The 23,611-nt window shown below is 63.1% G+C and carries 24 protein-coding genes and 1 pseudogene; 14 read left to right on the top strand and 11 right to left on the bottom strand.

Going from position 1 to position 23,611, the window contains the following annotated elements; all coding sequences use genetic code 11:
• Window positions 1-89 precede the first annotated feature (89 nt).
• Both ABI660_RS12745 and ABI660_RS12740 read right to left on the bottom strand, forming a co-directional pair.
• Entirely contained in the window at window positions 90-1,787 is a 1,698-nt protein-coding gene (locus ABI660_RS12745) for a thiamine pyrophosphate-binding protein (RefSeq protein WP_348068531.1), read from the bottom strand.
• Window positions 1,788-1,943: 156 nt separating this feature from the next.
• Entirely contained in the window at window positions 1,944-2,252 is a 309-nt protein-coding gene (locus ABI660_RS12740) for a hypothetical protein (protein ID WP_348068529.1), read from the bottom strand.
• Between the two features lie 142 nt (window positions 2,253-2,394).
• Here ABI660_RS12740 and ABI660_RS12735 point away from each other — a divergent pair, with 142 nt between their 5' ends.
• The 9 genes from ABI660_RS12735 (at window position 2,395) to ABI660_RS12695 (ending at window position 11,792) form a co-directional block, all read left to right on the top strand.
• Complete coding sequence (locus ABI660_RS12735) at window positions 2,395-3,054, top strand: TetR/AcrR family transcriptional regulator (RefSeq protein WP_348068527.1); 660 nt, start codon at window positions 2,395-2,397, stop codon at window positions 3,052-3,054.
• Between the two features lie 78 nt (window positions 3,055-3,132).
• A complete protein-coding gene (locus tag ABI660_RS12730) occupies window positions 3,133-4,140 on the top strand; it encodes a tripartite tricarboxylate transporter substrate binding protein (RefSeq protein WP_348068525.1) in 1,008 nt (335 codons plus the stop codon).
• Between the two features lie 21 nt (window positions 4,141-4,161).
• Entirely contained in the window at window positions 4,162-4,656 is a 495-nt protein-coding gene (locus tag ABI660_RS12725) for a tripartite tricarboxylate transporter TctB family protein (protein WP_348068523.1), read from the top strand.
• A 12-nt stretch (window positions 4,657-4,668) separates the two neighbouring features.
• On the top strand, window positions 4,669-6,159 hold the full coding sequence (locus tag ABI660_RS12720; RefSeq protein ID WP_348068521.1) for a tripartite tricarboxylate transporter permease: 1,491 nt from the start codon (window positions 4,669-4,671) through the stop codon (window positions 6,157-6,159).
• On the top strand, window positions 6,156-6,986 hold the full coding sequence (locus ABI660_RS12715; protein ID WP_348068519.1) for a sugar phosphate isomerase/epimerase family protein: 831 nt from the start codon (window positions 6,156-6,158) through the stop codon (window positions 6,984-6,986). The genes ABI660_RS12720 and ABI660_RS12715 overlap by 4 nt, the downstream gene beginning before the upstream one ends.
• A complete protein-coding gene (locus ABI660_RS12710; RefSeq protein ID WP_348068517.1) occupies window positions 6,983-8,335 on the top strand; it encodes a hypothetical protein in 1,353 nt (450 codons plus the stop codon). Before ABI660_RS12715 ends, ABI660_RS12710 begins: the two co-directional genes overlap by 4 nt.
• A gap of 30 nt (window positions 8,336-8,365) precedes the next feature.
• The gene (locus ABI660_RS12705) at window positions 8,366-9,529 is read left to right on the top strand and encodes a Gfo/Idh/MocA family oxidoreductase (RefSeq protein WP_348068515.1); all 1,164 of its coding nucleotides are present in this window, start codon (window positions 8,366-8,368) and stop codon (window positions 9,527-9,529) included.
• 63 nt (window positions 9,530-9,592) lie between these two features.
• Window positions 9,593-10,780, top strand: coding sequence for a dihydrodipicolinate synthase family protein (locus ABI660_RS12700; RefSeq protein ID WP_348068513.1), 1,188 nt, complete (start codon window positions 9,593-9,595; stop codon window positions 10,778-10,780).
• Window positions 10,781-10,913: 133 nt separating this feature from the next.
• Window positions 10,914-11,792 (top strand): sugar phosphate isomerase/epimerase family protein, encoded by an 879-nt coding sequence (locus tag ABI660_RS12695; protein WP_348068511.1) that lies wholly within the window; start codon window positions 10,914-10,916, stop codon window positions 11,790-11,792.
• 12 nt (window positions 11,793-11,804) lie between these two features.
• Here ABI660_RS12695 and ABI660_RS12690 read toward each other — a convergent pair whose 3' ends face one another.
• Window positions 11,805-12,383, bottom strand: a complete 579-nt coding sequence (locus ABI660_RS12690; protein WP_348068509.1) for a histidine phosphatase family protein — start codon at window positions 12,381-12,383, stop codon at window positions 11,805-11,807.
• A 185-nt stretch (window positions 12,384-12,568) separates the two neighbouring features.
• Here ABI660_RS12690 and ABI660_RS12685 point away from each other — a divergent pair.
• Window positions 12,569-12,667: pseudogene (locus tag ABI660_RS12685) on the top strand (DNA-3-methyladenine glycosylase); the annotation flags it as partial.
• 14 nt (window positions 12,668-12,681) lie between these two features.
• On the opposite strand, the gene ABI660_RS12680 reads toward ABI660_RS12685, so the two are convergent.
• A complete protein-coding gene (locus ABI660_RS12680; protein ID WP_348068507.1) occupies window positions 12,682-13,929 on the bottom strand; it encodes an MFS transporter in 1,248 nt (415 codons plus the stop codon).
• 133 nt (window positions 13,930-14,062) lie between these two features.
• On the opposite strand from ABI660_RS12680, the gene ABI660_RS12675 reads away from it, so the two are divergent.
• The 3 genes from ABI660_RS12675 (at window position 14,063) to ABI660_RS12665 (ending at window position 16,881) form a co-directional block, all read left to right on the top strand.
• The gene (locus tag ABI660_RS12675; RefSeq protein WP_348068505.1) at window positions 14,063-14,902 is read left to right on the top strand and encodes a helix-turn-helix transcriptional regulator; all 840 of its coding nucleotides are present in this window, start codon (window positions 14,063-14,065) and stop codon (window positions 14,900-14,902) included.
• Between the two features lie 137 nt (window positions 14,903-15,039).
• Window positions 15,040-15,921, top strand: a complete 882-nt coding sequence (locus ABI660_RS12670; RefSeq protein WP_348068503.1) for a DUF3014 domain-containing protein — start codon at window positions 15,040-15,042, stop codon at window positions 15,919-15,921.
• Window positions 15,922-15,981: 60 nt separating this feature from the next.
• Window positions 15,982-16,881 carry a CAP domain-containing protein gene (locus tag ABI660_RS12665; protein WP_348068501.1) on the top strand — a complete coding sequence of 300 codons (900 nt, stop codon included), beginning with the start codon at window positions 15,982-15,984 and terminating at the stop codon, window positions 16,879-16,881.
• A 96-nt stretch (window positions 16,882-16,977) separates the two neighbouring features.
• Here the strand turns inward: ABI660_RS12665 and ABI660_RS12660 are convergent, their stop codons facing one another.
• The 6 genes from ABI660_RS12660 to ABI660_RS12635 form a co-directional block, all read right to left on the bottom strand.
• Window positions 16,978-17,415, bottom strand: coding sequence for a DUF2784 domain-containing protein (locus ABI660_RS12660; protein ID WP_348068499.1), 438 nt, complete (start codon window positions 17,413-17,415; stop codon window positions 16,978-16,980).
• Window positions 17,416-17,441: 26 nt separating this feature from the next.
• On the bottom strand, window positions 17,442-17,897 hold the full coding sequence (locus ABI660_RS12655) for a YiiD C-terminal domain-containing protein (RefSeq protein WP_348068497.1): 456 nt from the start codon (window positions 17,895-17,897) through the stop codon (window positions 17,442-17,444).
• A 94-nt stretch (window positions 17,898-17,991) separates the two neighbouring features.
• Window positions 17,992-18,147 (bottom strand): hypothetical protein, encoded by a 156-nt coding sequence (locus ABI660_RS12650; protein WP_348068495.1) that lies wholly within the window; start codon window positions 18,145-18,147, stop codon window positions 17,992-17,994.
• A complete protein-coding gene (locus ABI660_RS12645; protein ID WP_348068493.1) occupies window positions 18,144-18,347 on the bottom strand; it encodes a hypothetical protein in 204 nt (67 codons plus the stop codon). The genes ABI660_RS12650 and ABI660_RS12645 overlap by 4 nt, the downstream gene beginning before the upstream one ends.
• A 385-nt stretch (window positions 18,348-18,732) precedes the next feature.
• Window positions 18,733-19,872 (bottom strand): ABC transporter substrate-binding protein, encoded by a 1,140-nt coding sequence (locus ABI660_RS12640; protein ID WP_348068491.1) that lies wholly within the window; start codon window positions 19,870-19,872, stop codon window positions 18,733-18,735.
• 31 nt (window positions 19,873-19,903) lie between these two features.
• A complete protein-coding gene (locus ABI660_RS12635; protein ID WP_348068489.1) occupies window positions 19,904-20,935 on the bottom strand; it encodes an aromatic ring-hydroxylating dioxygenase subunit alpha in 1,032 nt (343 codons plus the stop codon).
• An 83-nt stretch (window positions 20,936-21,018) separates the two neighbouring features.
• Here ABI660_RS12635 and ABI660_RS12630 point away from each other — a divergent pair, with 83 nt between their 5' ends.
• Window positions 21,019-21,999 (top strand): LysR family transcriptional regulator, encoded by a 981-nt coding sequence (locus ABI660_RS12630; protein ID WP_348068487.1) that lies wholly within the window; start codon window positions 21,019-21,021, stop codon window positions 21,997-21,999.
• Between the two features lie 38 nt (window positions 22,000-22,037).
• On the opposite strand, the gene ABI660_RS12625 is transcribed toward ABI660_RS12630, so the two are convergent.
• A complete protein-coding gene (locus tag ABI660_RS12625) occupies window positions 22,038-23,450 on the bottom strand; it encodes a coniferyl aldehyde dehydrogenase (RefSeq protein ID WP_348068485.1) in 1,413 nt (470 codons plus the stop codon).
• Window positions 23,451-23,611: the final 161 nt, after the last annotated feature.

The following is a 23,611-nucleotide window of genomic DNA, read 5'->3' as shown; positions in this document are numbered from 1 at the left end:
CGAGGGGGCCGCTGCGCCTGCGGGCCGGCAAAGCCGGACCCGCGGCCCCTGCTTGCACAGAGACACGGCGGTTGAGCTCGCGGGGTCGGTCAGCGTTTGGCTGCGTTCGTGATCGCCGACAAGGTGCCGCGCGTGCTGATGACTTCCGGGTCTAGCATGATCTCGATCAATGCCCCTTCCTTGCCCTGCAGCGCCTGGCGCATGACCGCTTCAAACTCTTCGGTGCGCGTGATGCGGGTGGCTGTGTAGCCATAGGCCCGCGCCAGCGCGCAGAAGTCCGGGTTTTGCAGACTGGAGCCGCTGACGTGACGCGGGTACTCGCGCTCCTGATGCATGCGGATGGTGCCGTACATGCCGTTGTTGAGCAGCAGAATAATGCTTTTGGCGCCGTGCTGCACGGCCGTGGCCAGCTCCTGGCCATTCATCAAAAAATCGCCGTCACCGGCAATCGTGAAGGCTGTCCTGCCGGTCGTGATGGCGGCCGCAATGCCGGCCGGCACGCCGTAACCCATGGCGCCCACGGTGGGCGCCAGCTGCGTCTTGAAGCCCTTGACCAGCCCGTGGTGCTGAAAGAAGCGATGCACCCAGCTCGCGAAGTTGCCGGCGCCGTTGGTCAGCACCGCATCTTCCGGCAGCAGCTTTTTCAGCGTGGCGACGATGGCCGGCATGTCGATGCTGCCCGGCAGCACCACACCGCCGTTGGCCGGGTCAATATTGGCGAGGTAGTCGGCGTGGGCCGACTCCGCCCACGCCTGCCAGGGCAATGCGCCAGGCGCCGTCAGTACCTCCAGCGAACGTGCCGCAGCATTCATGGTCGCGTGGATGGCCAGGTCGGCCTGGAAGACGCGGTTGAGCTCTTCGGCGCTGGCGTGGATGTGCACCAGTTTCTGTTTGGGCCGCGGTGCCTCAATCAGGGTGTAGCCGCCGGTGGTCATCTCGCCTAGGCGCGGGCCAATGGCAAGAATCAGGTCCGCCTCCTTCACGCGCGCAGCCAGCTTCGGGTTCAGGCCAATGCCGACATCGCCCGCATACAGCGGGTGGTGGTTGTCGAAGGTGTCCTGGAAGCGGAAGGCATTGCCCACCGGCAGCGACCAGTTCTCGGCAAAACGCTGCAGCGCCTGCGCCGCCTGGGGCGTCCAGCCGCCACCGCCGGCAATCACCAGCGGACGCTGCGACTGCAGCAGCAGTTCGCGCAGCCGGCGCAGCGAGCCGGGGTCGCTCCAGGCCTCCACGGCCTCCACGCGCGGTAGCGGCTCCACATCCACCATCTGCGTCAGCATGTCTTCGGGCAGTACCAGCACCACCGGTCCAGGCCGGCCGTTCATGGCGGTGGCGAAGGCGCGTGCCACGTATTCCGGAATGCGGCGCGCGTCGTCGATGCGCTCCACGCGTTTGGCCATGCCTTTGGTGGATGGACCGAAGAAGCTGCTGTAGTCCACCTCCTGGAAGGCCTCCCGGTCGCGCGTGTCGCTGGCCACGTCGCCAACAAACAGGATCATGGGCGTCGAATCCTGGAAAGCCGTGTGCACGCCGATCGAAGCATTGGTGGCGCCCGGCCCGCGTGTCACAAAACAGATGCCGGGCCGGCCGGTCAGTTTGCCGTGGGCCTCGGCCATGAAGGCTGCGCCGCCCTCCTGCCGGTTGATGATGAAGCGAATCTGCTCCGGGTAGGCGTGAAAGCCGTCAAGTACCGCAAGATAACTTTCACCAGGGACGCCAAAGGCATGGGTGACGCCTTGGGCAATGAGGCATTCGACAAGAAGATGGCCGGCAAGTTGTTTGGTCATGTCAATATTGTGCCGCTGTAGCAGAGCCCGAGCGCAGCGCCGGAGCGCGGATTGTTCTTTACCAGCGGGGGCCGCGGGACTCGCTTTGCCAGACCGCAGGCGCAGCGGCCCCCTCGGGGGCAGGAAGCTACACGCAGTGAGCGACCGTGGGGCCAGCTATTCCGGTGTCTGGTTGTCGCCGTCGTCACCACCGGCTTCCAGCGCCTGCCGGGCCAGTTCTTCATCGCTCAGCGGCGGCGCATCTTCCAGGGCTTTCAACTCTTCGAGGAATTCGGCCGTGGGCGTCTCATGTTCGAGCAGCACTTCTTCCAGTTTCTGCTGGCCGGTCTCCCTATGCGCAGAAGGTGAATGCAACTCGGTCGGGGGCACCGGGAATTTTTCACCCAGCGTGAATTTGAGAGCCTCGGTCTTCTCATCAACCCAGTGAGTGAAGTCGCCGTCTTTGGGGGTGTCCGAATCCGTCATGACCATCTCCTTGCATGTCGGCACCAGCGCGGCTGGCCGGTCCCTGCTTCATTATGGAGGTACGCTTGGTCAACGCTGCCAGTCAATCATCTCGTCAGCCGTGAATCTTGCTTTAATTCACCAAACAGTTAAATTATCAGCCATGCCAAGCCCCAAAAGCAAAACCGCCAAACCCGTCGAACCCCGCTCGCGCGATGCCGACCGCTCGCAGCAGGCCATCCTGCTGGCCGCCCGCGACGAGTTCGCGCAGCACGGGCTGGGCGGTGCGCGGGTGGACCGCATCGCCGAGCGCGCGGACGTCAACAAGCGCCTGATCTACTATTACTTCAAAAGCAAGGACGAGCTGTTCCTGGCGGTGCTGGAGCAGGCCTACGCGCACATCCGCGAGGCAGAAACCAGGCTACACCTGCGTGACATGCCCCCGGCCCAGGCCATCCGCCGGCTCACCGAGTTCACCTGGGAGTACTACATTGCCCATCCCGAGTTCCTGACCCTGCTCAACAGTGAAAACCTGCACCAGGGCAGGCACCTGGCGATGTCCGGGCGAGTGCAGGAAATGAACTCGCCGCTGGTGCAGACCCTGGCAGAGATTCTCGAGCGCGGGCGCGCCGACGGCCTGTTCCGCGGCGGCATCGATCCTGTGCAGCTGTACGTCTCGATCGCCGGCCTGTCCTACTTCTACCTGTCGAACAATTCCACGCTGTCCGCCATCTTCGGGCGCGACCTGATGGGCAGCAAGGCGCTCAACGAACGCCTGTCCCACATGTGCGATGTCATCCTAGGGTATGTCCTTAGAAACTGAGCCGACCGCTTGATTGACCCATGGAGGGTCATTTTCTACAATTCACCTTTTAGTGAATTAATAACGAAGGAGACCCTCATGAAATCTGTTCTATCCATTCGCGGCCTGCTGATTGCAGGCCTGTTGTCCATCAGCGCCACCGGCGCCATGGCGCAGTGGAAGCCCACCAAGCCCATCACGCTCATCGTGCCCTGGGCACCCGGTGGATCCACCGACCAGGTGACGCGGGTCACCGCCGCCGAGCTCGAGAAATACCTCGGCCAGAAAATCATCATCATGAACCAGCCCGGCGCTTCAGGCTCCGTCGGTACCAAGAACGCGATGGAAGCACCGCACGACGGCTACACCTGGACGTCCGGCGGCGCCAAGGACCTGGGCACCTACAAAGTGCTGGGCATGCTGGACACCTCGGCCAAGGACTGGAACCTCTATCTCAATGTGGCCCACATCGCCGTGGTCGGCGTCAATGCCGACACGCCTTACAAGACCATGCCAGAACTGCTGGCTGCCATGAAAGCCAAGCCGGGCGCGATTTCGGTGGCTACCGCAGGAGTCAACTCCAGCGGCCACTCGGCCATTGAATCGATTGCGCGTGCAGCCGGCGTCAGCTACAAACACGTGACCTACGATGGCGGCGCACCGGCCGCCGTGGCCGCAGCTTCCGGAGAAACCCAGGTCACCACGCAATTGGCGGCGGAGCAGACCGACATGATCCGCGCCAAGAAAATTCGCCCCCTGGCCGTGGTCGGTGACAAGTCCATCGAAATCGAGGGCTACGGCACCATCCCGCCGCTGTCGCAATTCATCCCCGGCTTCAAGGACCCGATCAACTACTTCGGCATTTTTGTACCCAAGGGCGCACCGCCTGAAGTGGCACAAACGCTGGACAAGATCTGGGCCACCGAAATGGTCAAGAACGAGGCTTTGAGAAAATACGCCCAGGCACGCGGTGCAATGTTCGCGCCCATGGCCGGCGAGGAAGCGCAAAAAGCCGTCTTCCCTGCCATCCAGTCCTATGCCTGGACACAGCAGGCCGCCGGCAAGGCCAAGGTGTCACCCGACACCGTCGGCATCCCGAAACCCTGACCGCACAGCACGGGAAAAAACATGAGCGATGGCGGTAACACCGCCCGCTCCGACCTCAGGGGCGGAGCGGGATGGGTCGGTTTTGGCCTGTTGATTGTGGCGGAATCCCTGCGCATGGACCGCTTCACGGCCATGGGCGCCGAGCTCTACACCATGCCGGGTTTCGTGCCGGGCATGATCGGCTGCGTCATTGTGTTGCTGGGTGCCATCCTGATGCTGCGGGGCTGGCGCCGCGGCAACATCGCCGCCGCGGCACCGGGCGGTCCGGCGCCGCCGGTGCTGAACCGCAGGGTGCTGGCCACGCTGGCGCTCAGCCTGGTGTATGCCGCCGGCCTGATCGGGCGCGCGCCCTTCTGGCTGGCCACGGCGCTGTTTGTGGCGGCCTTTGTCTGGTGTTTTGCGCCGCCGGAACAGGCGCGCTCCAGGCGCCTGCTGGCTGCGCTGGCAGCCGGTGCGCTGACCACCATCGTCGTGACGCTCGTGTTCCAGTACGTCTTTCTCGTCCGTCTGCCCTAAAAAGAAGCTCCCATGTTTGACGGATTCATCATGTTTGGCCAATCGCTCGTGCGCTTTGGCACGCCCGAGGTCATCTTCTACGCGCTGTTGTCCTCCCTGGTCGGCGTCATCATGGGCGCCCTGCCCGGCCTGACGGCCACCATGGCGCTTGCGCTGATGACCACGCTCACGCTCAAACTGCCACCCAGCCAGGCCTTGTTGATCCTGATCTGCACCTATGTCGGCTCCATTTATGGCGGCTCGCGCTCGGCCATTCTGCTCAACATTCCGGGCACGCCGGCCTCGGCCGCTTCCTGTCTCGATGGTTATGCGCTGGCCCGCCAGGGCATGGCCGGCCGCGCCATGGGCATTGCCACAACGGGCTCGGTCATGGGCACGCTGATCGGCATGTTCTTCCTGGCCGGCTTCACACCCATCCTTGGAGGGCTGGCCCTCAAGTTCGGTGCTTATGAATTTTTCTGGCTGGCGCTGTTCGGGGTGATCATTGCCGGCACGCTAACGGGTGACGACCCGCTCAAGGGCTGGATCGCCGGCATTGCGGGCCTGTTCATTGCCGGCATTGGCCAGGAGCCGCAATATGGGTACGAGCGTTTCGCCTGGGGGGTGCGCGATCTCGCTGGCGGCATCCAGCTGGTGCCGGCGCTGGTCGGCGCCTTCGGCTTCGCCGAGCTGCTGACGACCATGAAAGAGCGCCAGGCACCGGTCAAGATCAGCCCTTTCGACACCGTCATCCCCAAGTTTCGCGACGTCACGCAATACTGGCGCACTATCCTGCGCTCGGGCCTGATCGGCACCGGCGTGGGCATTGTGCCGGGTGTCGGGGAAGACGTGGCGGCCTGGTCATCCTACGCCGCCGCCAAACGCGCCAGCAAGGAAAAACACATGTTCGGCAAGGGCTCGGTCGAGGGCCTGATGGCAGCCGAGACCGGCGACAACGCCTGCGTCCCGGGCGCGATGATTCCGGTGCTCACGCTTGCCATTCCGGGCTCGGCGCCGGCCGCAGTCCTGATGGCCGCAATGATCATTCACGGTGTCAAGCCGGGCCCGCTGATCATGGTGGAGAACCCCCAATTCGTCTACGACGTCGTCGCCATGATGCTGTTTGCAACCATCGGCATCCTGATCTACGGCATGGTGCTGACCAAGGCGCTGGTACAGGTGCTGCGTGTGCCGCAGCACTTCATCGTGCCCATCATTTTCGTGCTCTGCTCGGTCGGCAGTTTTGCCATCTCCGGCCGGCTCTTCGATGTCTACGTCATGCTGGCCTTCGGCATTCTGGGATTTTTCCTGCGCAGTTTTGGCTACCCGATGGCGCCGCTGGTGCTGGGCATTGTGCTGGGCGACCTGCTTGAGAAAAACCTGCGCCGCGCGCTGATTCTCTCCGATGGCGACCTGAGCCCCTTCTTCACACGCCCCATTTCTGCGGTGGTCGCGGCGCTCATCTTCGGCACCATCGGCTGGAAGATCTACAGCCTGCGGCGTTCCGGAAAAACCGCTCTATGAAACTCTCGCTGTGCAATGAGGTGCTGCATCCGCTGCCGTTTGACCGGCAATGCGCAATGGCCGCCGCTTATGGCTACGCCGGCCTGGAACTGGCGCCGTTCACGCTGGCAGACGACCCCCAAACGCTGGATGCCGCAGCCGCGCGGCGCTTTCGAACCACCGCGCAGGATCACGGCCTGGCCATCTCCAGCCTGCACTGGCTGCTGGTCAAACCCGACGGCCTGTCGCTCGTCAGCATGGACGCCACCGTGCGGCAGAAAACCGTGTCCCTGCTCAAACGCCTGATCGATGTCGCCGCCGTCTGCGGCGCCGCCGTGCTGGTGCATGGCTCGCCGAAACAACGCTCACCCCTGCCCGGCCAGAGCCTTGCCGACGCGGTGGAACGCCTGCATGACGCGCTGGCCGAACTCGCCCCTCATGCCGCGGCGGCGGGCGTGGTTTACTGCCTGGAGCCGCTGTCACCCGCAGAGACGCCGGTGATCAACACCGTGGCACAGGCCGCAGCCATGGTGGACCGCATCGGCTCGCCGGCGGTGCGCACCATGCTCGATGTAAGCGCCGCTTCACAGGCCGAAAGCGCACCGGTACACCAGGTGCTCGCGCACTACCTCGCCAGCGGCCATATTGCGCATGTGCAACTCAATGACAAAAACCGCCGCGGACCCGGCCAGGGCGACACGCCGCAACAACCGGTGCTGCAGGTGCTCAAAGCCGCGGGCTACACCGGCTGGATGGCGGTCGAACCCTTTGACTACCAGCCCGACGGGCCGGGTTGCGCCGAGTTCAGCGCCCGCCATGTCAAGGCCATCTGGAGCGCACTGTCATGAGCGCGGTTGTCATCCGTTCGATTTCCCTGTTCGAACGGCCGGTCACGCTGCGCCTGCCCTTCCGCTTCGGCGCGGCCACGGTCACGCGCTGTCCGCAGGCTTTCGTGCGCGTCGAACTCGACATCTCCGGCCGTACCCTTGAAGGCGGCAGCGCCGAACTCATGGTGCCCAAGTGGTTCGACAAATCTGCCGAACTCACACATGAGCAGAACTTCGAGCAGTTGCGCGAGGCCCTGCGCACAGCGCGCGATGCCTATGCCGACGCCGGGACCGGGCAAAGCCCACATGACCTGTCCCAGTCGGCCGGGGCGGCGGCCGTCACCACCTCGGTGGCACGAGGCCTGCCGCGGCTGGCGGCGCAATTCGGGCCAGCCCTGCTGGACAAGGCCATCGCCGATGCGGCCCTGCGCGCCGCCGGCCTGTCCTGGGTCGACGGCCTGCGTGCTGGCGTGCTCGGCGACCCCTGGTCGCCCTTGCTGGCTTTGGTCAAGCAGCGCTCCGTCACGCTGCGCCACACGGTGGGCCTGGCCGACCGCCTGACCGCCGGCGATGAGGGCATCGATCCTGACGACGGCTTACCGGCCACTCTCGAAGCCGCCATCCAACGTTATGGGCTGCACCACTTCAAGCTCAAACTATCGGGCCGCCTGGAGGCCGACATGGACCGGCTCTCGCAGATCACCGCCGTGCTGGACGCGCGGGCCGCCAACTACCGCGTCACGCTGGATGGCAACGAAACCTTTGCCGATGCGCAGGTGCTGGGCGCATTCTGGCAGGCGCTCACGCAAGCGCCGCAGCTGGCCGGCCTGCTGCGGCGCACCCTGCTGCTCGAGCAGCCGCTGGCACGCCGCGTCGCGCTCGACCGGTCCATCGCCGGGCTGGGCATTGATGTCCCGGTGATCCTGGACGAATCCGACGACCAGCCCGACGTGCTGGAACGCGGCATGGCACTGGGTTACCGCGGCATCTCGAGCAAGGCCTGCAAGGGCATCTACCGCTCGCTGGCCAACGCGGCGCGCATTGCACAGCAACCGCAACACCTGCTGCTGTCAGGTGAAGACCTGACCTGCCAGGCCGGCCTGGCCGTGCAACAGGACACCCTGCTGGCCGCCAGCCTGGGGGTGACGCACATCGAGCGCAATGGCCATCACTATGTCGACGGTTTCGGCATCGCACCCGATGCAGAAGCACAGGCTTTTGCCACCGCCCACCCCGGCTTTTACGAGACCCATGCCGGCCGCCTGCACCTTGCCGTGCACGGCGGCGAACTGGACCTGTCTTCGCTGCACGTCCCCGGCTTTGCCAGTGCCGCGATGCCGCACTGGCACAGCCTGCAACCCATTTCCTGACTCAACCCAAACCACTTCAAGAGAACTTTCATGGCTATACAACGACTAGGACTCATCATGCACGGCGTCACCGGACGCATGGGCATGAACCAGCACCTGATCCGCTCCATCGTCGCGATCCGCAAACAGGGCGGCGTCACGCTGTCCAACGGCGACAAGGTGATGCCCGACCCGATCCTGATCGGCCGCAACGCCGAGAAAATCGAAGCCCTGGCCGAGGCTCACGGCATCACGCGCTGGGGCACCGACCTCGACGAGGCGCTGAAGAACAAGGACGACAGCATCTTCTTTGACGCCGGCACCACACAGATGCGCCCCACCCTGCTGGCCAAGGCGATCCGCGCAGGTAAACACGTCTACTGTGAAAAGCCGATTGCCACCAACCTCAACGAAGCGGTCGAGATTGCGCGCCTGGCTGAAAAGTCCGGCCTGAAGCATGGCGCGGTGCAGGACAAGCTCTTCCTGCCCGGCCTGCGCAAGCTCGACATGCTGCGCCGCGCCGGCTTCTTCGGCAAGATGCTGTCGGTGCGCCTGGAGTTCGGCTACTGGGTGTTCGAAGGCGACCTGCAACCCATCCAGCGTCCAAGCTGGAACTACCGCACTGAAGACGGCGGCGGCATGATCCTGGACATGATGTGCCACTGGCGCTATGTGCTGGACAATCTGTTCGGCGAGGTCAAGTCCATCTCCTGCATAGGTGCCACCCACATTCCCGAGCGCTGGGACGAAGCCGGCAAGCCCTACAAGGCCACGGCCGACGACGCGGCCTACGCCACGGCCGAGCTGATCGGCCATAGCGGCGAGAACGTGATCGCCCAGATGAACATGTCCTGGGCCACACGCGTGAACCGCGAAGACCTGGTCACCTTCCATGTCGATGGCACGCACGGCTCCGCAGTCGCCGGCCTGAGTTCCTGCAAGGCCCAGTCGCGCGTCAACACGCCGCGCCCGGTCTGGAACCCTGACGAGAAGCAGACCATGAACTTCACCGACCAGTGGCAGGACGTGCCGGACACCCAGGTCTACGACAACGGCTTCAAGATCCAGTGGGAACACTTCATCCGCCACGTGGTGGAAAACGAGCCCTACAAGTGGACGCTACCCGAAGGTGCCAAAGGCGTGCAACTGGTCGAGGCTGCGCTGGAAAGCTGGAAAGAGCGCCGCTGGGTGGACGTTCCTGCGCTACAGGTTTGATAGCTGCTTGCGCCCGCCGCATAAGGGCCAACAGCATATTTTGTATATGAAAAGGTAGACTCCATGGCTTTGACCCTTCAGTTGCCCGTTGCCGCGGGCGGCCTGCAGCCCTACACGCTGCAAGGAAGCACACCCGTGCGTCCTCCTGCAGGCGTCAAATTCAATCGCATCGCCTATTCGGCGGCGCACGTGGTGGCCGACCCGCTGGCCGCGGTCGATCCCTGGATAGCTTGCGCCATTGACTGGGACGCCACCATCGCCTACCGCCGCCACCTGTGGTCGCTGGGCCTGGGCGTGGCCGAAGCCATGGACACCGCGCAGCGCGGCATGGGCCTGGACTGGCCAACCTCGCTGGAATTGATTCGCCGTTCGCTCGATGCGGCCAAAGAGATACCCGGCGCGCTGGTCGCCTCGGGTTGCGGCACCGACCATCTGGTGCTGGAGAACGTCAAGACCGTTGACCAGGTCATCGCCGGCTACGAAGAACAGATGGCCGCGATTGAAAAACTCGACGGCAAGCTCATCGTCATGGCCAGCCGCGCACTGGCCCGTGTGGCGAAATCGCCTGCCGACTATGAACGCGTGTACGACCGCATCCTGAGCCAGGCCAGGCAGCCCGTCGTCCTGCACTGGCTAGGCGACATGTTCGACCCCGCACTGGCCGGCTACTGGGGCAGCAGCAATGTGGATGCCGCGATGGCCACCGCGCTGGGCATCATCAATGCCCATCCCGACAAGGTGGACGGCATCAAGATCTCCCTGCTCGACAAGGACAAGGAAATTGCGATGCGCCGCCGCCTGCCCGCAGGCGTGCGCATGTACACCGGTGACGACTTCAACTACGCCGAACTGATCGCCGGCGACGGCCAGGGCACCGAACTGTTTCACGGCCAGAGCGACGCATTGCTGGGCATCTTCGACGCGATAGCGCCCGCCGCAAGTGCAGCACTCGGCGAGCTGGCGCGCGGCAATGTGGAGAAATTCCACGCCATCCTCGGCCCCACCGTGCCGCTGTCGCGCCACATCTTTGCCGCACCCACGCGCTTCTACAAAACCGGCGTGGTCTTCATGGCCTGGCTCAACGGGCATCAGAGCCACTTCACCATGGTCGGGGGGCAGCAAAGCACACGTTCACTGCAGCATTTCGCCGAGCTGTTTCGGCTGGCGGATGCGGCCAACCTGCTGGAGCACCCCGAGCTCGCCATGCAGCGCATGAAAACGCTGCTGGCATTGCACGGCGTTGAGCATTGACTCCCGTTTTGTACTCCCTCGCCCTCCGGGAGAGGGCTGGGGTGAGGGCTCCCGGATTCCAGCATCCCAAGCCCAACCCCCTCACCCTAGCCCTCTCCCGCCAGCGGGAGAGGGTATAAATCCATAACAATTCATGCGCGATTTCTCTCAAGACCACCGCTGGCTCTCCATCAACACCGCCACCGTGCGCAAAAGCTGCGGCGTCGAGCAGCCGCTGACCGACATCATTGAAGCCTGCGCACGGCGCGGCATCAAGGCGATCTCGCCGTGGCGCGACCAGGTCGCGGCCGCTGGCCTGCCCGCGATTTCGAAACTTGTCAAAACCCACGGGCTAGAGCTCTCTGGCTACTGCCGCGGCGGCATGTTTCCTGTCGTCGATGCAGCGGGCGCCAAAGCCGCGTATGAAGACAACCGCCGCGCGGTGGACGAAGCCTGCGAACTGAACGCCGCCTGCCTGGTGCTGGTGGTCGGCGCCCTGCCCGGCGCGCTGTCGGGCCAGGCCGCGCACAAGGACATCGCGCTCGCGCGAAGTCAGGTCAGCGACGGCATTGCCGCTTTGCTGGAGTACGCAAAGTCCAGCGGCATGCCGCTGGCTATTGAACCGCTGCACCCGATGTATGCCGCCGACCGCGCCTGCATCAACACCCTGGAGCAGGCACTCGACGTGTGTGACGCACTCGACCCGACCAAAAGCGGCGCACTCGGCGTGGCCGTGGACGTCTACCATGTCTGGTGGGACCCGAAGCTGCAGCAGCAGATAGAGCGCGCCGGCAAGGAACGCCTGCTCGCCTTCCATGTCTGCGACTGGCTGACACCCACCACCGACCTGCTCAACGACCGCGGCATGATGGGCGACGGCGTGATCGACCTCCCGAAGATCCGCGGCTGGGTCGAAAACCAGGGCTTTGCGGGTTACAGCGAGGTGGAGATTTTCTCCACCGGCAACTGGTGGCAGCGCGATACTGCCGAAGTGCTGGATACCTGCATCGCCAGGCACAGCAGCGCGGTATAAATCGCCGGTGCTTCAGGGTTTGTGGGCGATCATCCGGCCCGCCACCGTAAAGCGGCCGCCGCCCTGCGGCGTCAGCACCACCATCTCGGCGGTGGCCGGCGATACGCCGGTCAGTGCCACGATGGTCGAGCCGTGCGACACCATCACCGTGTTGCCACTCGCCGGCTTCTGGCCGGCCAGAGGCCGAAGGTCGGCAAGTTGCCGGCCAGCCTCCCCGCTGCGGCCGAACAGGTTGCCCAGGGCCGGCGTCAGATCCGGCGTTTTACCAAAAGCCAGTTTCGCGGTTTCGATGGACCGGCACCACGGGCTGGACAGCAGGCGCCCAACAGCAATGCCGCGCTCGCGGAAGACCTCGCCCAGCTGCCGCGCATGCGCCCGGCCCTCGTCGCTCAGGTTGCGCTGCGTGCTGCATTCTTTGAGCTTCATGCCCTCCGGGTCACCCACGCCAGGCGTGGTCAAGGCATGCCGGATCAACACCACCTGCCCGCCCCCCTTGAGCAAGGTCCACAAGGCGTCATCCGCTACCGTGAACGGTGTCCACGCCAGCGCCGCCACCAGGGCAAGCAGCCGTTTGCGGCGTTTCGTCAACACAGGCGATCTCCAAGGGTTTGCCGCCATGCTACGCCGCGCCATTTGGCCCTGTGATACGGTAGGGCAATGAGACGCCGCGACCTGCACCTGCTGTTGCAGTTTTTCCCCGCCTCACGCGGGAGCACAACGGCCTGTCGACAGCGGCACCGCCGTTCGAACTGCTGCCCGCGCCCGGCCGCCCACGTGTGGTCAGCGGACCGCGCATCGGCATTTCAAAAGCGATGGAGCAGCCCTGGCGCTTCGGGCTGGAGGGCTCGCGTTTTGTGAGCCGGCCTTTCCGCTAGAAGCCAGTTTCCTGTCAGGCTGATGCCATGGTTGCCAGCGGTGTACGACGCACGCGCCGCACATTGAAAGCGCTGGCAATCAAAATGCCCAGCATCAGCGCCAGGCCCAGCAGCACGCCGCGGTACATCTGGTGGTCCATCATCACGCCGAAGATCAGCGGCGACACCGCCTGGCCGATGTCCAGGCCGGCATACACCACGCCGTAGACGCGGCCCGATGCGTTTTCGGGTGTCGAGCGCTTGACCAGCAGGTCACGCGAGGGCCCGGCAATGCCGGATGAAAACCCCATGACACCAAACAGCACCGGCACCACCCATGCCGGAAAACTGCCCAGCGCCAGCACCAGCGCAATGACGGCGGCCACACCGAAACCGGCGCCCACAATGCGTTCGCAGCGCGCCGGGTCCGAGGCGAGAAAGCCGCCCACCACCATGCCGCCGGCGCTGCACACCATGTAAATCGTCAGGCACATGGCCACCAGGGCAAGGGGCACGTTGTGCAGCTGGCGCGCGGCCTCGGGGGCAAAAGCCTGCACCACGCTGAGCACAATCGCGTACCAGAAGAAAAACGCAAAACACATCCACACCGCGGGAATGCGCAGGAAGGCCAGCGAGCTGTCGGCTGCCGGCGCGCCTTTGACTGGCACCGCCACGCTCAGCGTCAGCTTGTCGCGGTTCAGCACCAGCACCGCCAGCACAACAAAGGCCAGCGCCCCGGCAGCGGCCAGCGCCACCCGCCATGAATAAGCAAAGGTGAGCGTCACCACCAGCGCCGGTGCCAGCGCCCAGCCCAGGCTGCCGGTGATGCCGTGCACGCTGTAGGCGTGGCCCAGGCGCGGCGCACTCACCTTGCGGTTGATCAGCGTGTAGTCCACCGGGTGGAACACCCCGTTGCCGATACCGGCCAGCACGGCAAAGGCCGCCATCATCCAGTAGCTGGTGCTGAAGGCATAACCAAAGGCGGCCAGCCCGAGCAGGCTCAGGCCGGCAAACAGGATGGGCCGCGGGCCGAAGCGGTCCACCACAAAACCCGACAGCGCCTGCACCGCACACGAGACGACAAAAAAGATCGTCATCAGGAAACCCAGCTCCGCATAACTCACGCTGAACTCTTCCTTCAGCCACGGGAACAGCGGCGCCAGCAGCAACTGGCTGAAGTGGCTGATCATGTGCGCCAGCCCGACCAGGCCGATGACCCCGGCATCCTGGCGCAGGCTGACGGCATTGAAAGGAGGCGTGGAGGCGGTGCTTGTGATGCTCATTGGGTGATCTCCGCGCTACGCGCTTCGTTATTCGTCCTGGGAACGGCCCGGCGACTCATGCAGCTATCGTAATATCCGGGATACATTCCTGAATGCGACAGAAAGACATCATTTAGCGAATTTCAGCCAAAGCATGCGACGCCGCCCCACCCCACCCAAAATCAGCACCCTCCTGGTCTCTGCGGAGGGCATCGCCGCCTTCGTCCCGAGCCGCCAGCGGCCGGTTCGGGTGCGCACCCGCAACATGCCGGCCGACACCCACTTCGAGCCGCACCGCCATCCCTGGGCGCAACTGGCTTATTGCGCCACCGGCATCGTGCAGGTGACCGCGTCCACGCCGGAAGAGGTGACCTACATCGTGCCGCCCTCGCGCGCGGTCTGGATCGCGCCCGGCGCGCTGCACACCATCACCGTGCTGGAGGCCGCCGAGTTCCGCACCCTGTACATCGACGCCAGTGCCAGGCCCGCGGGCTGGGACAGCTGCCGCGTGCTGGTGGTGTCGCCGCTGCTGCGCGAAGCCATTCATGCACTGGACAGCCCGCGAGAAGCCCTGAGCGTGACGCGTGAACAGTTGCTCACCGGCCTGGTGCTCGACGAACTCGCGCGTGCCGACACCCAGGCGCTGGGCGTGCCCATGCCGAACGCGCAAACCGGCGACAAACGCCTGCGCGCCCTGTGCGAAGCGGTGCTGCGCGCACCATCGGAACGTGCCACCCTGGCCGGATGGGCCACCGACATGGGCGCCAGCGAACGTACCATGGCGCGGCTGTTCCGGGAAGAAATGGGCACCAGCTACCAGCAGTGGCGCCAGCAGGCCATCCTGGCGCATGCGCTTCCCCTGCTGGCACGGGGCACGCCCGTCAGCCAGGTGGCCGCCGCCAGCGGCTACGCCAGCGACAGCGCTTTCTCCGCGATGTTCAAGGCGGCGATGGGGCAATCGCCGAGTCATTTTCAGAACAAAAACAGCCTCTAGCCCAATAAGAGTGGGCGCAAGCAGCTATCAAACAAGTAGCAATCTGGCAATCTTCTCCGCCTCGACAGCAGGGGTTTGGTGCGGTGTTAGCATGAACAGCCCTGTCTCAAAGCACGCTTGCGCGCCGACCACGGACCATGAAAATCCCCGCTCCCGGCCTGTTGATGGCCCTTCTCTTTGCCGCTGTGGCCGCCGGTGGTTTTTACTGGTGGCAGCAAGGCATGAAACCCGCACCCCTGGCAAGCGATGCTCCGGCGCCGACGGTGCCCGCCGCCCCGGCGTCGGCTTCCACCGGCCCGTCCATCCAGTACCCGATCGACGCAGCAAAGGGCGACAGCGATGCGCCGCCTGCGGCATTGCCCGCGCTCGCAGAAGCCGACGCCTACGTGGCTTCTGCACTGGCCGACTTGTTGGGGCGCGAGAAGGTCCAGACCTTCCTGCACCTCGAAGGCTTCGCGCGGCGCGTGGTGGCCACCACCGACAACCTGGCGCGTGACCATGCGGCACCCGCGCTGTGGCCTGTAACGCCCACGCCCGGGCGTTTTGCCACGCTGGACGGCGGTGCGGCCACCTCGAGCCCCACAAGCATCAGCCCCGACAACAGCCAGCGCTACACCCCCTTCGTGCTGTTTGTGGAATCGATAGACACCGCGCGGGCCGTTCGCCTGTACGCACGCCTCTACCCGCTGTTCCAGCAGGCTTACGAAGAGCTGGGTTTCCCCGGCCGCTACTTCAACGACCGGCTGGTCAGCGTGATTGATCTCCTGCTGGCCACCCCGGTACAAACCGGCCCGCTCGGCGTGAGCCTGGTGGAAGTCAAGGGCCCGCTTCCCTCTGTGCGGCCCTGGGTGCGCTACGAGTTCACCGACTCCGCGCTTCGCTCGCTGTCGTCCGGGCAAAAAATGCTGTTGCGCACAGGACCGGTGAACCACAGGCGGCTGAACGCCAAGCTGATGGAAATCAGGCGCCTGGTCAGCGGCGGCCAGCTGGCGCCCACGGCCGGCACAAGCCGGCCCTGACCGGACAGACGCGAAGCCGCCGGGACAAGCCCGGTAACGATGCGTCGTTATCATGGGTTCATGAATGGCATCGGGATGGGCATGAAGGTGAAGGCGCTGGGCGCGTGGGGAAGCGTCGCGGGATGCCTGGCGCTGGTCATGCTGGCTGCTGCCGGGCCGACACTCGGCCAGGCCACCGCGCCAGGCCACCCGCCGCTGCTGGGCGCGCTAAACGCGCTGCGCAACCAGGGCTGCGTCAAGGGTGACCGATCCGTGGCTGCGCTGCGGGAAAACATGGCGCTCTCACGTGCGGCTGCACTTGTCGCCGGCGGCCGCAAGCTCGATGACGCGCTGAAGGCCGCTGGCTACCGCGCCGTGCGTGCCGCACAGATCACCGTGCGCGGTGCCACCGGCACTGCCGCGCTGACGCGAACCGCGCTGGGAAAAACATGCAGCACGGCGTTGCACAGCGAGCTGACCGAGGCTGGCTTTCACCAGCGCGGCCAACAGGTCTGGGTGGTGCTGGCCGCGCCCTTCTCGCCGCCTGCCGCCACGCAGGCCGGTGAGGTGCAGGCGCGCGTTCTGGCCCTGGTCAACCAGGCACGCGCGCAGCCTCGCCGTTGTGGCAGTGAATCCTTCGCGGCGGCAGCGCCGTTGCAGCTCAACGCCACCCTGCAGGCGGTTGCTGCCGCACATGCGGCCGACATGGCGGGCTACAGCTACTTCAGCCACACTGGCCGGGACGGCAGCGGCGTGGACGACCGCGCCAGCCGCGCCGGCTACCCCTGGCGCGCCATCGGCGAGAACATTGCCGCCGGCCAGATGCAGGCCGATGCAGCGGTGCAAGGCTGGATCAAGAGCCCCGGCCACTGCGCCAACCTGATGGCGCCGGCCTACACCGAGATGGGCGCCGCTTTTGCGGTAAATGCCAGCAGCAGCGCGGGAATTTATTGGGTGCAGGTGTTTGGCACCACCCGCTAACCGGCGTTCCTGCAGCACCTGGCAGGCGTCATCGCTTCATGAAAAACAGGGCTTCAGCCCTTATGCGGCGGGCCCCGGAAGCTATCAAAAGAAGAGCTAAATCTCCGGCATCCCAGCAACTTCCCTGCTGGCCGGCGCATCGTTCCGGGCTCGAGCCTGCGGCGGAAAGTACAGCCAAGTCGCAACGGCCAGCAGGCCAAACAGCGAGTAGCCGACGGCAAACACCCACCACGGCGCCTCGTAATACAGGACGCGCTGCAGCCAGTATTCGATGAAGCCGCCTCCGTAGCCGGCACCACCGGCCCGAGCACGCAACCATGTCTCCAGAGTGGTCAACGGACACACCATGCCCAGCCAGGTTTCAGCGATCACAAAGAGGATGGCGCCCAGGTGGGCCAGCCTGAACCAGAGCGCATTGACCCAGCGCCAATGCAGGAGGTTTCCGCCAATCACCAGCAACAGGCCACCCACGACAAAAGCCACCACGGCAACATGCAGCGTCAGCACGGTGTCTGCGAGCAGGGAATAGGACATGTCGATGCGCTTTTACGGGTTCGAATTCAAGGGGCTGGCGCCACCCCGAGCGCCACAAACTCGCCTTCGAGGCGCCCCGCCACCACGCCACCAAAATGCAGCACCGACGCCACCGTGATGCGCGCCTTGCCCTTGCGTTTGAAAACGCGCAGGAACTGGTGCCATGCCTGGTCACCGGGCGCCGCTGCCGTCGCGGTGAAGCTTCCCACGATGGGCTGCTCGTACTGCATGGTGTTGCGCTGGATCACCAGGCGGCTGGCCAACCCCTCTGCCTCCAGGCGCGTATGCAGCAGCGACCAGGCAGCGAGGATGGCCAGCGCCGATGCACTGCCGCCGAACACGGTTTCGCGGTGGTTGATGTTGGGCGCCAGCGGCGCGCTCAACACCACCTCTCGCGGCGAGGCCTGCACCACGCTGACCTGCATGGCTTTGGACAGCGGAATGTGCGCATGAAGGTAATGTTCAAGATTGCTGGGGGACATGGTGGCTGTTTTGGTGAGCTGCAAACGGGAAGAATATCAGCCCCCGGCCCGGCGGCGCTTCCGCCGTGCCCTCAGCCGGCGTTTCGCACCGGCATCACATGCACCAGCGCCCAGTCCAGCCGCACGCCGATGTGCTGCCCGGGCGCCAGCCGGTGGTATTGCGGGCCGACAGCGTGAGGCGCAGCAAAGCACCCGGCGCCTGCGGCCTGCTGACCTCAACCACCAGCTCCCGGCTTGCTACGACATTCATGGGCGGCGCACCAGGTGGGCCGACGCCACAAAAGAGAAAACCACGGCCAGCAGCAAAAGCAGCAAGAGCAGCAGCGACCTCTGGTTGGCCGCGGCCAGGTTGAAGCCCTGCACCTGCTCGTAGATCGCAATCGCGATGGTGCGGGTTTCGCCGGGAAGTGCTGCTACCCACCACGCCGAACTCGCCCAGCGTGTGCACAAAGGTCAGCACCAGGGCCGACAGCACCGCGGGCCAGACCAGCGGCAGCTCTACCAGGCGAAAGGTCTGCCAGCCGCCCAGGCCGCTGACGGCGGCGGCCTGGGCCAGGTTGCGGGGCGCGCCTCAAAAGCGCGTTGCACCGGCTGCACCACGAAGGGAATGTTGACACCAGCGAGGCAATCAGCCCGAGAAAACTGAAGGTCAGCGCCACACCCAGCCACTGCTGCACCAACCGCCCGACGGGCGAGCCGGCGCCCAGCGACACCAGCAGGTATACCCCAGCACGTGGGCGTGCGCTCGATGTCCGTGTCGCGCTAACAGACAGAGTGAATGCAGTCAGAAATGCAGCCCGTCGTTGAACACCAGGCGTGCTTGTTCTGGAGGAAATTAGGGAACCCGTTTCCAAACACCATTTTTTACCGCCAAAAGAAACCGAGCTCGACCATCAAATCCAAAATGATCTTTTTCGGTGTACTTCAGCACCCCTTGCGGAACCACCACCTCTCCAACGTTCTCAATTGCGTCCCTGAGAGCCAATCTGAATTCAGGCGTACCTGGCCTGGCCTTCTTGAGCGCTATTAGAATCGCCTTTTCGAGCAGCAATTTTCCGCCCCAAACATTTGCTGCGAACTGGTTATAGCTACCTGCGCCAAACTTACCTTCATAAAGCGCAATGAATTCCATCGCGACCTTTTTGGAAGGATGAGAATCAAGTAATTCCGAGGGGGATACAGCCGGCCCTGAAAATCCCAAGGTGCCTTCCACATCTTTTCCGCCCAATTTGATAAGGTCGGGAGCGACGGCACTGTAGGTCTGCCAGAGCTTGCCTTTGTAGCCGCGCTCAACAATTGCTTTCTGCGGCATGACAGCACCACTACCAGACGCAACAATCATGACTGCGTCAGGATTGGCCGACAACACCTTCAATGCTTGCGCAGTGACGCTGCTGTCGTTTCGACCAAATCTTTCGACCGCAGTGACTTTAATGCCCGCCGCTGCACCAAACTTCGTCAGCTCCTGAAGCCAGCTTTCACCATAGGCGTCTGAGTAGCCTAAAAAGCCCAATGTCTTCACTCCAGCTTTCTTCATCTCGTCAATTGAACCTTCAGCCATCAGTGCAATGCCTTGAGGCAGGCGAAACGTGAACGCATCCTTACCTTCGGCCAAGACAATTGGAGCGGCAGCAAGCTGAACAACTGAATTTGCTCGTGCAAACTCAGCAATAGCCAAAGCCGGCGGGCTCGCCGTGGAACCGAAGATCACATCCACCTTTTCATCAAGCAATAATCTTTGCGCATTCTTCACCGCTAATGTGGAGTCAGTAGCATCGTCAAGCACGACAATTCTGACTTTTTCACCCGCGATCGTTTCGGGGAAAAGTTGCATTGTGTTTTTTGGCGCGATGCCAATCGCTGCGGCTGGTCCGGTGATGGAAAAGCTGGCGCCAATAACGATCTCAGCCTGCGAAATGGTTGCGGCAAGGACGCACGTAGCAGCAATACCAATTTTTACAATACTCGTCTTCATGTTGTCTCCTTGGATTGGTAAGCCTCGAAAATTAAGCAACGGTTGCGGCCGCCTTTTCCTCCTCGTACATCTCATTGAGCATTCTGCGGAAGATTGCCAACCCCTTGTCGGCAAGAATCATTTGCATCGGCGCTTGATTCGACAAGTTCAACATTTTTTGCTGAGCCTCAATGATTCGCCGGTCCTCTTCAAAGGCGGTGCACAGGCTCTGGTAGATCGATTCAGTGATCGTTGCGTCGTCTTGTCTGAATTTATGAGCCTGCATGTAGAAATAATGCGTCGAGCTTGCGGTCTCCGGCGTTAAGGCCTGACAACTGTCGAATTGCAACGCGCCTGTCATGTCATCCTCGGCAGTTTCCACGGGCTTTACTTGCGCATGCAACAGCAAGATGGCGGGCAGCATGAACTCGTAGCGAAATTTCCGATGCACCTTTCCGCCAAATTGACCTAGTCTTCGGTGGTACGGAGCGGGCAAGGTGTTGCGCACATCCCTGCTTACTTGAAGCCCTCGGGGAATTCTTTCAATGGAGGGCGCGACTTCGGCAATATTGGGAGACCCGCCCAGCGTTTTTTCATGAACGTAAGAGAGATGGGAGAAGTCCAGCAGGTTGTCGCAAATGAGCTGGTAATCAGCCTGATAGTGCATGTACCCTGGTCGATACTTCCACTCCGGATGCTTGAGAGTTGGCGTCGGAGGAATGAGGGCCGAATCCGCGAGCGCGGGATCGCCCATCCAGATCCATATCCAGCGATCTTGCTCAATGACGGGATATGTTCTTACACACATCTTTGCCGGGATGGCAGGCTGTCCAGGAATTTCAGAACAACGTCCGTTTGCTTCGAACTTTAGCCCGTGATACATGCAACGTATCGCGTCGCCTTCGCGCCGGCCCATGGACAGTGGAGCTCCCCGGTGCGCGCATCGGTTGTCGATGGCTATGGGTATACCGTCGCTTTTGCGGTAAAGCAGAATCGACTGCTCAAGTATGGTTCTGGGCAAAAGCGTGTCCCCCAGCAACTCATGGTCCCACGCTGCCACATACCAGCAGTTTTTCAGCCACATCCAATGTCTCCAAAATGATTGGACCTCGACAATAGACTCCGGCAAAATATCTTTCAATACTATTTAGTACAGAAACGATATCTGTGGAAACGATAACGCCGGAATTCGACTACAACCTCCTGCGCATCCTCATCGCACTTGACCAGACCCGGAACGTCTCAAGCGCTGCTGAATTGCTGGGATTGAGCCAATCGGGCTGCAGTACGGCATTGGCTCGTCTGCGTCAAAAGTTGAATGACCCTATTTTTGTCAGAACTCCCGGGGGCATGGTTCCCACACCGCGATGCGAGCGCATGCTCCACACAGCAAGATCAGTGGTAACCCTGATAAAAGAGGGGATCCTGGAGCAACCCGCCTTCGATCCATCAACCTCAACAGCGACATTTCACCTCGCGATGACGGATGTCGCTGAAATCGTTTTTTTGCCTCGTCTGCTTCGCCATCTGCAGGACATTGCGCCGTCGATCAAGGTGACTGTGGGCAACTACTCAACGGACACCTTGAAGACCGCACTGGTCAGCGGAGAAATCGATTTGGTTGCAGGATACTTTCCCGAGTTATCTGGCAACGGGGTTTTCAAGCAGCGGTTTTACACGCACACCTATGCCTGTATCGTGAGAAAGAACCATCCCGTCATCAAAGGGAAGCTAACCATCAAGGAGTATTTGTCGCAAGGACATGCGATGGTCACCGCGCCAGCCAGATCCATCATCTTCCTTGAGAAACAGATGGAAAAAAAGGGGATCTACAGAAACATTGTTCTAAGAACGCCGCACTACCTCAGTCTGCCTGCGATCATCGAGACAACCGACCTGATTGCAACCGTCCCACTCGCAGCATGCGCCAGCTTTGCCCTGAGAGGCCAGCTACAGCTCTTACGAACGCCATTTACGCCCCCCAGCTTTCCTGTCCAGCAGCATTGGCATCGGAAAGTGCATAACGATCCAAGACACAAGTGGCTCAGGGCACAGATGGCACTGCTGTTTAACGAATCGGAAGATGAATGGCGCGCAATTGAATCCGAACTCTACGGAAAAAATTATCGGGGTTCGCAGCTCCGATAGCCACTTGAGATCGGCTTCTGTTCAACTATCTTCGACCCTCAAATCACCCGCTTGAGCAAGCCCATCACCTGGTCAAAACGCTTGCCGTAAGGCGGGTAAAACAGATCGCCCCGTGCCCACTTCGACGACAGCAGCACCGGCTTCTGCTGCGTGAAGCGCAGAAAGCCGGTTTCACCATGGTAGGCACCCCAGCCGCTGTCGCCCACGCCGCCAAAGGGCAGGTTCTCATGGGCGATGTGCATGAGTGTTTCGTTCACCGTCACGCCGCCACTCACGGTTTGCGCCAGCACGGCGTCGCGCGCAGCGGTGTCGGTGCCGAACCAGTAAAGGGCCAGGGGCCGCGGGCGCTCATTGATGTAGCGGATGGCTTCGTCCAGCGTTGTGTAAGGCAGCACCGGCAGGATGGGGCCGAAGATTTCTTCTTCCATCAGCTTCATGGCCGGCGTGGCACCAAACACCAGCACCGGCGCCATCTGCCGGGAGCCATCGGCCGAAGCACCGGAGTTCAGCACCTGCAGCCGCGCGCCCTCGCCTTCTGCCTGCGCCAACAGCGCCTGCAGGCGCTCGTGGTGCCGCGGGCTGATGATGGCGGCGTAGTCAGGGTTGCCGGCGATGGTGGGAAACAGCTTTGCCACCGCGCGCGCAAAAGCCTCGCCAAAAGCCGCTTCCCGCCCCTGCGGCACCAGCACATAGTCGGGCGCAATGCAGGTTTGTCCGGCATTGAGCAGCTTGCCGTGCGCGATCTTCAGCGCCGCGCTGTCGAAGTTGCAGGAGGCATCGACGATACACGGCGACTTGCCGCCCAGCTCCAGTGTGGTCGGCGTCAAGTTGGCGGCGGCCGCCTCGGCCACCTTGCGCCCGGTGGCGGTGGAACCGGTGAACACCAGGTGGTCAAAAGGCAGCTGCGTGAAAGCGGCCGCCAGCGCGGCGTCGCCTTCCACCACACAAAACTCGTCGGCCGCAAACGCTTTGCCAATCAGCTCGCCCATGAGCGCCGACGTGCGCGGTGTCAGCTCACTCGGCTTGAGCATGACACGGTTGCCGGCGGCCAGGGCGGTGATGACCGGCGCCAGTGCCAGCTGCAGCGGGTAGTTCCACGGCGACACCACGCCAACGACGCCGACCGGCTGACGCTGCAGCCAGGCGCTTGACGGCTGCAAATACAGCGGCGTGGACACCTTGACCGGTTTGATCCACCTGGGCAGATGCTTGAGCGTGTGCGAAAGCAGCGCGCGTAATACGAACATATCGGCAATTTCAGTGAGCTGCGCAGAGCGCACACCGAAGTCTTCCTGCACCGCCTGCGCCAGCGCGCTGCCGTGTTCGTCGAGCAGGGCACGGATGCGCAGCAGCCTGTCGCGCCGCACCGCCAGCGGCACGGCTATCTGCGCACGGCTGGCGCGGTACTGGGCATCAAAGAGGGAACGCAGGGAAGGTGTGCTGGAAGTCATCCGGCCATGATAGGCTGCGGTGCGTCCGTACAGAAGGGGATTCAGTCCAGAGACTGTGGCCGGGTGTCAACAGTCTTCCGGTGCCACGTCTTCATTTTCAAGTAAAAACTGCCTCCAGCCCTTTCCGCACCTTCGCCACCAGCTACTATTTCAATAGCAAG

The organism is Polaromonas sp. (assembly GCF_039930745.1).
Taxonomy (GTDB): domain Bacteria; phylum Pseudomonadota; class Gammaproteobacteria; order Burkholderiales; family Burkholderiaceae_C; genus Polaromonas.
The sequence above is the reverse complement of the archived record's forward strand: the minus strand, read 5'-3'. Positions and strand labels throughout refer to the sequence as shown.

Excerpts from the sequence above, each read along its gene's own strand:
- ABI660_RS12665 (WP_348068501.1), top strand. The coding sequence starts at position 15,982 with ATGAATGGCATCGGGATGGGCATGAAGGTGAAGGCGCTGGGCGCGTGG.
- ABI660_RS12725 (WP_348068523.1), top strand. The coding sequence starts at position 4,162 with ATGAGCGATGGCGGTAACACCGCCCGCTCCGACCTCAGGGGCGGAGCG.
- ABI660_RS12650 (WP_348068495.1), bottom strand. The coding sequence starts at position 18,147 with ATGAATGTCGTAGCAAGCCGGGAGCTGGTGGTTGAGGTCAGCAGGCCG.
- ABI660_RS12640 (WP_348068491.1), bottom strand. The coding sequence starts at position 19,872 with ATGAAGACGAGTATTGTAAAAATTGGTATTGCTGCTACGTGCGTCCTT.
- ABI660_RS12680 (WP_348068507.1), bottom strand. The coding sequence starts at position 13,929 with ATGAGCATCACAAGCACCGCCTCCACGCCTCCTTTCAATGCCGTCAGC.
- ABI660_RS12625 (WP_348068485.1), bottom strand. The coding sequence starts at position 23,450 with ATGACTTCCAGCACACCTTCCCTGCGTTCCCTCTTTGATGCCCAGTAC.
- ABI660_RS12740 (WP_348068529.1), bottom strand. The coding sequence starts at position 2,252 with ATGACGGATTCGGACACCCCCAAAGACGGCGACTTCACTCACTGGGTT.
- ABI660_RS12715 (WP_348068519.1), top strand. The coding sequence starts at position 6,156 with ATGAAACTCTCGCTGTGCAATGAGGTGCTGCATCCGCTGCCGTTTGAC.
- ABI660_RS12735 (WP_348068527.1), top strand. The coding sequence starts at position 2,395 with ATGCCAAGCCCCAAAAGCAAAACCGCCAAACCCGTCGAACCCCGCTCG.
- ABI660_RS12660 (WP_348068499.1), bottom strand. The coding sequence starts at position 17,415 with ATGTCCTATTCCCTGCTCGCAGACACCGTGCTGACGCTGCATGTTGCC.
- ABI660_RS12655 (WP_348068497.1), bottom strand. The coding sequence starts at position 17,897 with ATGTCCCCCAGCAATCTTGAACATTACCTTCATGCGCACATTCCGCTG.
- ABI660_RS12710 (WP_348068517.1), top strand. The coding sequence starts at position 6,983 with ATGAGCGCGGTTGTCATCCGTTCGATTTCCCTGTTCGAACGGCCGGTC.
- ABI660_RS12670 (WP_348068503.1), top strand. The coding sequence starts at position 15,040 with ATGAAAATCCCCGCTCCCGGCCTGTTGATGGCCCTTCTCTTTGCCGCT.
- ABI660_RS12745 (WP_348068531.1), bottom strand. The coding sequence starts at position 1,787 with ATGACCAAACAACTTGCCGGCCATCTTCTTGTCGAATGCCTCATTGCC.
- ABI660_RS12705 (WP_348068515.1), top strand. The coding sequence starts at position 8,366 with ATGGCTATACAACGACTAGGACTCATCATGCACGGCGTCACCGGACGC.
- ABI660_RS12730 (WP_348068525.1), top strand. The coding sequence starts at position 3,133 with ATGAAATCTGTTCTATCCATTCGCGGCCTGCTGATTGCAGGCCTGTTG.
- ABI660_RS12635 (WP_348068489.1), bottom strand. The coding sequence starts at position 20,935 with ATGTGGCTGAAAAACTGCTGGTATGTGGCAGCGTGGGACCATGAGTTG.
- ABI660_RS12695 (WP_348068511.1), top strand. The coding sequence starts at position 10,914 with ATGCGCGATTTCTCTCAAGACCACCGCTGGCTCTCCATCAACACCGCC.
- ABI660_RS12720 (WP_348068521.1), top strand. The coding sequence starts at position 4,669 with ATGTTTGACGGATTCATCATGTTTGGCCAATCGCTCGTGCGCTTTGGC.
- ABI660_RS12675 (WP_348068505.1), top strand. The coding sequence starts at position 14,063 with ATGCGACGCCGCCCCACCCCACCCAAAATCAGCACCCTCCTGGTCTCT.
- ABI660_RS12700 (WP_348068513.1), top strand. The coding sequence starts at position 9,593 with ATGGCTTTGACCCTTCAGTTGCCCGTTGCCGCGGGCGGCCTGCAGCCC.